Origin of the sequence: Flavobacterium micromati, assembly GCF_900129585.1 — a bacterium.
In the GTDB taxonomy this organism is placed as follows: domain Bacteria; phylum Bacteroidota; class Bacteroidia; order Flavobacteriales; family Flavobacteriaceae; genus Flavobacterium; species Flavobacterium micromati.
This window is the reverse complement of sequence record NZ_FQWF01000012.1, coordinates 176,820-182,819: the sequence shown is the minus strand read 5'-3', so window position 1 is coordinate 182,819 and position 6,000 is coordinate 176,820. Positions and strand designations below refer to the sequence as shown.

The 6,000-nt window shown below is 33.5% G+C and carries 8 protein-coding genes; 2 read left to right on the top strand and 6 right to left on the bottom strand.

Annotated features, from left to right (window positions below; all coding sequences use genetic code 11):
- Window positions 1-155: 155 nt before the first annotated feature.
- Entirely contained in the window at window positions 156-410 is a 255-nt protein-coding gene (locus tag BUB42_RS16985; RefSeq protein ID WP_084118352.1) for an IS66 family transposase, read from the top strand.
- A gap of 246 nt (window positions 411-656) precedes the next feature.
- A complete protein-coding gene (locus BUB42_RS16980; RefSeq protein WP_073021373.1) occupies window positions 657-761 on the top strand; it encodes an IS66 family transposase in 105 nt (34 codons plus the stop codon).
- Between the two features lie 443 nt (window positions 762-1,204).
- On the opposite strand, the gene BUB42_RS13650 is transcribed toward BUB42_RS16980, so the two are convergent.
- The 6 genes from BUB42_RS13650 to BUB42_RS13625 form a co-directional block, all read right to left on the bottom strand.
- Window positions 1,205-1,759 (bottom strand): hypothetical protein, encoded by a 555-nt coding sequence (locus tag BUB42_RS13650; protein WP_073021348.1) that lies wholly within the window; start codon window positions 1,757-1,759, stop codon window positions 1,205-1,207.
- Between the two features lie 22 nt (window positions 1,760-1,781).
- Window positions 1,782-2,522 (bottom strand): hypothetical protein, encoded by a 741-nt coding sequence (locus BUB42_RS13645; protein ID WP_073021347.1) that lies wholly within the window; start codon window positions 2,520-2,522, stop codon window positions 1,782-1,784.
- Window positions 2,523-2,612: 90 nt separating this feature from the next.
- Window positions 2,613-3,284, bottom strand: coding sequence for a DUF2589 domain-containing protein (locus BUB42_RS13640; protein WP_073021345.1), 672 nt, complete (start codon window positions 3,282-3,284; stop codon window positions 2,613-2,615).
- 961 nt (window positions 3,285-4,245) lie between these two features.
- Window positions 4,246-5,046 carry an SDR family NAD(P)-dependent oxidoreductase gene (locus BUB42_RS13635; protein ID WP_073021343.1) on the bottom strand — a complete coding sequence of 267 codons (801 nt, stop codon included), beginning with the start codon at window positions 5,044-5,046 and terminating at the stop codon, window positions 4,246-4,248.
- Window positions 5,047-5,389: 343 nt separating this feature from the next.
- Window positions 5,390-5,698 (bottom strand): helix-turn-helix domain-containing protein, encoded by a 309-nt coding sequence (locus BUB42_RS13630; protein WP_073021342.1) that lies wholly within the window; start codon window positions 5,696-5,698, stop codon window positions 5,390-5,392.
- Window positions 5,676-5,888 carry a type II toxin-antitoxin system RelE/ParE family toxin gene (locus tag BUB42_RS13625; protein WP_139257397.1) on the bottom strand — a complete coding sequence of 71 codons (213 nt, stop codon included), beginning with the start codon at window positions 5,886-5,888 and terminating at the stop codon, window positions 5,676-5,678. Before BUB42_RS13625 ends, BUB42_RS13630 begins: the two co-directional genes overlap by 23 nt.
- Window positions 5,889-6,000 lie beyond the last annotated feature (112 nt).

Below are 6,000 nucleotides of genomic sequence, written 5' to 3'. Positions count from 1 at the left end.
AATCTTATAATTTACAAAACATCGGTCTTTTTTCCTAATATAATGTCGTTTATTTTACTGGTAATCAGTAAAATATATTTTTGTCATGTACTAAAAATTTGCTTATAAGCCAAGGAACAATTTGTAATTTATTGTACAGGTTTGCTCAATAAGCGATACCAGCTTATGAACTAATTGCAGTAAAAATAAAACAACAAAAAGTCGTTGGAGCAGATGAAACTGGCATAAAAGTTAACGGCAAGAAAGGCTGGTTTTGGGCTTGGCAAAACAGATTGATGACTTTTATTGTATTCTCTAACAATCGAGGATTTGCTACCATTGAAGATAATTTTGCAAAAGGATTTACGAATGCTGATTTGGTTTACGACTGTTGGTCGAGCCATTTTAAAACACCTTGCAAAAAACATTAACTCTGCAAAGTACATCTTTAGTTAGAAGTGGTTTTTTTTCGAACGAAAACACCAATCTAAATGGGCTACAAATTTCAAAACGATATTATATGAAGCTTTAGAACTCAAAAAGAATTTAACTCCACATCAATACTTGACCATAATAAAACAAAGGACTCAAATACTTGAAACATTAAACAAACTACTTCAAGAAATAGTCCCTAAAAATCAAAAAGAACTTAACGCTTTTCATAAAAGAATTACCAAATACAGGATTTTGTCTTTGCTTTTCTAGATTATTATCGAGTTCCGCCTGAAAATAATGGATCGGAAAGGGCTATTAGAAACGTAAAAGTCAAACAAAAAATATAAGGACAATTTAAAATCGAAAATGGTGCGCAAACCTATGCAGTAATCCTCTCGTTAACTTATACATGCATTAAAAATTTACAAAATATACTAGCCGCTTTTAAAAAGATAGCTACGTTAGAGGCTGAATAGTCACGAAGGATTTAGCTTTTTTATTTTATGATGTATCATTAACTTTTTTGCTTTGCCTTATTAAATAGTAAAGGGTTTTGATCCGATTTTTCGATTAAAATAAAGCTAATATTGATCGCTGACAAATGCTTTAATAAATATTGATGTCCTTAATAGATCTGTAGTTTTTTAGGTTGTCTTTTTCCGTTGAGAAAAAATCTTGCTCAATTTGTTACAGAAAAAGAAATATGGTGATAAATATTTGAATGAACCGAATTTCGAAATCCAATTCCAATGCGAAAAATAGAATGAAATGTTAGAAAATATATTTTTTCTTATTTCCATTCATCTAAATATATTTCTTCCGCGATGATTCGCACCGCATCATTTTGAGAAACAATTGTTAGAATTTTAACCGTAAACGGTTTGAGCTGCTCGTTTGTGGAACAAAATTGCCAAATGTTATTAATAAATTCTTGAAAAACTGTTTGCGAGGTGTATTTAATAGTATGAGATTGCCTGACTGCGCTTAAAATTTGCCGTAATAAATCTCGAGCCTCGTTCACTTTTATTTCGTAGGGTTTAATCACAGATAAAATAGTGTGTTGTAATTCGAACAAAATGACCGAAGCTGCTTGCAATTGTCTTTTTTTTACAGATCGTTTTTGAGATTCGGTAAATAATGGTATAATAATTTTACTTCTATACCCAGCAATTACTGCACATTCCGAAATTCTATTTTGCTTTAAAATTGTCTCAGTTTCCTTCATCCATGTTTCCAATAACTCTAAGAAATTGTAATCCTTATTTTTCAAACGATCAACTAATTCGGGGAATTCAAGTAGTTTGCTGTTTAGCAATTCAATTATAGATAACGATGAAACTTGCATAATTTTACAATTTATTTGTGAATCACTCAGGCATTAACTTGTTAATAACATTTCCATTTATATCTTCTAAAGTAACCCATTCCATGCCTTGTTCAGATATTATCATTTTTATCATCAGTACATTTTCAGACTTAATATCTCTAAGCTTTTCTGATTCTACAATTACATCTATTGAATCAATACTTTTAATCTGCTGTTTGAAAATAAGTTCTTCTCTCAATTTGGCTTGTAAACCTGCAGAAATTTTATCTTTTAATATGCTAATTTCTTTGTCTGCAAATTTTATGTTGTTTTTTCGGTAGAAATTATTAATAAAATCAAGTGTTTTTGAAGCGATATTCTCCGAATATTCTTTTAAAGCTTCGTCATTTTGATTTACAATTATCGATGCATCCATTGTTTTTATAGAATTTTCTATAGCTGGTTTCAAATTTTTGATTAAAGCTTTTTTTAGATTATCTGCATCTTCAATTGAAAGTCTAGATAATGGAATAGAAGTAATAATTTGTTGATTGGTTTTTTTTAGAAAAAGGCTTTTATTGATAGGTTGATAAATTTTTTGTGTTTTTTCAACCAAATTATCAACCGCAACCGGAATATTTAATTCTACCCTGTCAATTCTCATTCTAGGTACTGAAAAATGTTTTAATAATTCGTTTTTAGCATATTCTTCTGCTATTCTTAATGATTGTACATCGGAGTTAACCCTTGCAGCGCAAATACTAGATGCTAAACCGCCTAAAAAATCACTTAATTTGGCCATATTTTTGAGATTTAAATTGTCTAAATTTTAATTTTTATATTAAGCGAACGCCCATATAAATAGACATTCGCTATAGTACAAGTATTAACATTAAGCAGCTGGTTTAGATATCATCGCGCCTTCAAGAATACCTAAAAGTTTTTCCATTCCAGCAGGCATTTCATCTTGGGATGCTTGCACATGTATTGCCATTGAGTAGGTTCGCTCTACACTTGCGCCGCTTGATGTCGATTTTTTGTATGCAACCGAAACATTTAATTTTGCTGAACCTCCAGGCCAACGTTGTTTCACTTGAAGATCGACGCCAACAGAAAGGTCAGCGCTCCTTGTCTGCGTTTCCATAGAGGTAATCTTTGCATTAAAGTCGATAGTGATAATATCAACTTTTATGAAAGGAATAGGTAGCATCGTTAAAATAGGGACAGAGAACTGCATCACCTGATAAACAGCTGGCACTGCTGGCACTGCTGACACCGCCGGCACTGCTGGAGTGCTCGCGGTCGCTGCTACCGCATCCACTTTTGCAATAGCAGGTTGATAGGGTGAAATCTCCTTCGGATACTTGAAATCAACGTAAATTGGAGTACCTCCAATTTCCTCACCATCTGGATTTGTTTGACCTTTTTGGTAAAAGCCAACATCTTTGATAAACGATGCCGTTGACTGAGCTGCCATTGCCTGCGCAGTAATTACCGCCGTAAGCGGTCCCCCAATAAGACTCCCAAAATCGAGAGCCGCTAATTCTGTTCCTGGATTTGCCATAATATTTACTTTTAAATTATTTTGCCTACTCTATTCAGTTTTCGGCTAACCTGTTTAAAAATGTTTGCCTTTTCAGTAAAATACATATTTAATTTTTTTTTAAATACCATTGGACTGCGGCCCATAAAGAAGCCTCCAGTTTATGTCTTTCAAATATAATATTTTTTTATTATTTATAAGCAAGAAAAGTGGTATGTTTATTACTGTGCCAAATCCTATTATTTAATCGTAAATTGCTATATATTAGTTCTTTGTAAAAATAAATTATTAAAGAAAGTGCGGTTCGTTTATATAAGATTTAGGTAAACAAATTGTACCTGAAATACTTAGTTTCAGTGCTAAAATTGAAAAATCAAAAATTTTAAGAAAGAAAATACGTGTATAATAAACTGAAAAATTAAAAACCTATTTTAATTTTTAACTAGCAAATACGAAATTTGTGGTGTTTTGGGGGTGCTGAAAAGTAGTAATTCCAGAAGAAACCTTTTATTAAATCTGACGAATTCACTTTACAATAAGGTAAAATATATTAAAACTGGACTTTTTTTGATGCAAAAAAAAGGACGTTATGTACCCTTTTGATCCAGCGAGTCATTGACATGTAGACTGTTCCAGCTTTCCACTGCTCAGGATTCAACAGTACGTTGATTACTTCGACCGTTTGCTGTAGATAAGGTGTTTGTTCCTACCATCAAACCTAGAATTGCTAAGAATAGTTATTACTTATTTAACAATTTAACAATTTTATCAATCATATCTTTAGCGTTAAAGACCGGTTTTTCGGAGCTTTGTCAAAGTTATGATTTTTGCCACAAATTTTGGTGCGGAGCGTAATTTTAAATACCCCCAAATGTTTTTTTGCTTGGTATTGAAGCACGCCTTTTGGTTGAGCGCTATTGTGATTTCGCCTTTTATTTATTTTGTTTCGAGCATCAAAGATGCTGTTAGTTACTTTTTATTTTTATAAATTCGGTTTAGGACCTTTTGATATAATCAATCTTATTAATCCTGGAAAGCAGCGTTGCAATGATACTAAAACCCGGCCGTGGTTAGTAAAGATGTAAATTCTCTTTCGTTTCAGAATTGCTTTTACCATTACACTAGCGGCTTTGTCAGTAGGCCAAATCAAGTTTTTAGGACGTGGGTCCATGCGGTCAGGATGCCACATTCCTTCATTGTCAACTCTGGTAATCTCCGACTCTACAAACCCCGGATGCAAAGTGGTGCAACTTACACCGCTACCTATTAACTCAACCTGCAAAGTCAGACCGATGGATTGAACCGCAGCTTTAGACGCTCCATAAGCTCCAAGACCAAGGTTGGGAAGATAGGCTCCAACACTACCAACCAAACCAATCCGACCCTTACTTTGCTTTAAATAGGGCAAGGCATATTTAACAGTTAAAGCTAACCCAGTGACATTGCATTGTAGTTGTCTATTCCATTCGGTCGCAGTCAGGTTTTCAATATTCCCGAAAATACCAAACCCAGCATTCGCTATAGTTACATCGATTCGTCCCCAAGTGCTGATGATTACTTGCACAGCATTTTCTATTGATTTTTCATCCATAACATCAACTGGAACTACCAATGCTTCACCACCCGATTTTTTAATCTCAGAAGCAATCTCCTCTAAAAGTTCAGTGCGTCTAGCTGATAGCACAACTTTGTATCTTAATCTAGCCCATTCAAAAGCCAAAGCTTTACCAATGCCAGATGAAGCACCAGTGATCCAAACTACGTTTTCTTTTCTATCTGTCATTTTAGTTTTTATTTAGTTAATAGAATTGATTTTTAAGACAGTGCATAACGTTTTTTCGATAGGCGAAAGTTTAGAATTTCACTGCCAATGTTGATGCAGAAAAATGCTGTTTGATGAACTACAATTGGGTTTGCAGATTGGCAAACCACTTATCTACCAAACCTTTAGTAAGCAATGCTTATCTATTGTTCCTGTCATTGTAAAGATATAAAGATAATCGGATCCAGCCTGTTCGCCGCGATGGGATTGAAAAGCGGCTTTATTACTTCGTTCGTTCGCTGTCGCTTGAGTGTTGGCTTTTCAGGCATAACAAAGTTATCGCTGTTGGGTGAAGGTGCTATATTTAAGCAATAGATATTGAAATTTTTTTGCCCAATCCAATTTCTAATAATCTATATAATGTTGAAAGCTGAATATCTGTATGACCATTTTCAATTCTGGAAATAAAACTTTTTTTTGTTCCGGTTTTATCTGCTAATTGTTGTTGGGTTAAATGAGCCAATCTTCGTTCCTCTTTTATTAGTACGCCAATAGCAAATGCTTTTGCTTTTATTTCAAAATTGGTTCTCTTTAACGTTCCAACTATACCATAATTGTTATCAAGCAATTCCTCGAATGTTGTAACATTCTTATTTACTTTTTCTATTTCCATCCTTTGATTTAAAATATTCGTGTTTTAGTTTTTCAGCTTTTTCAATTTCTCCTTTTGGTGTTTTATGGGTCTTCTTTTGAAAACCGTTAAACAAAACGACCAATTTACCTTCGTCAAAACAACAAAAAACTCTGAAAATATTCCCGCCGAGTTCTATTCTTATTTCGAATAAACCATCCGTTCCAGTCAAATGCTAAAAGAATTTTTTTGGTATGCGATTAAAAACTGATACTTCATATCCTACTTTTAATTAAGTACCATTGGAGTTCCTATGTTCCCAAGTCCGACCCATCCTAATTTTA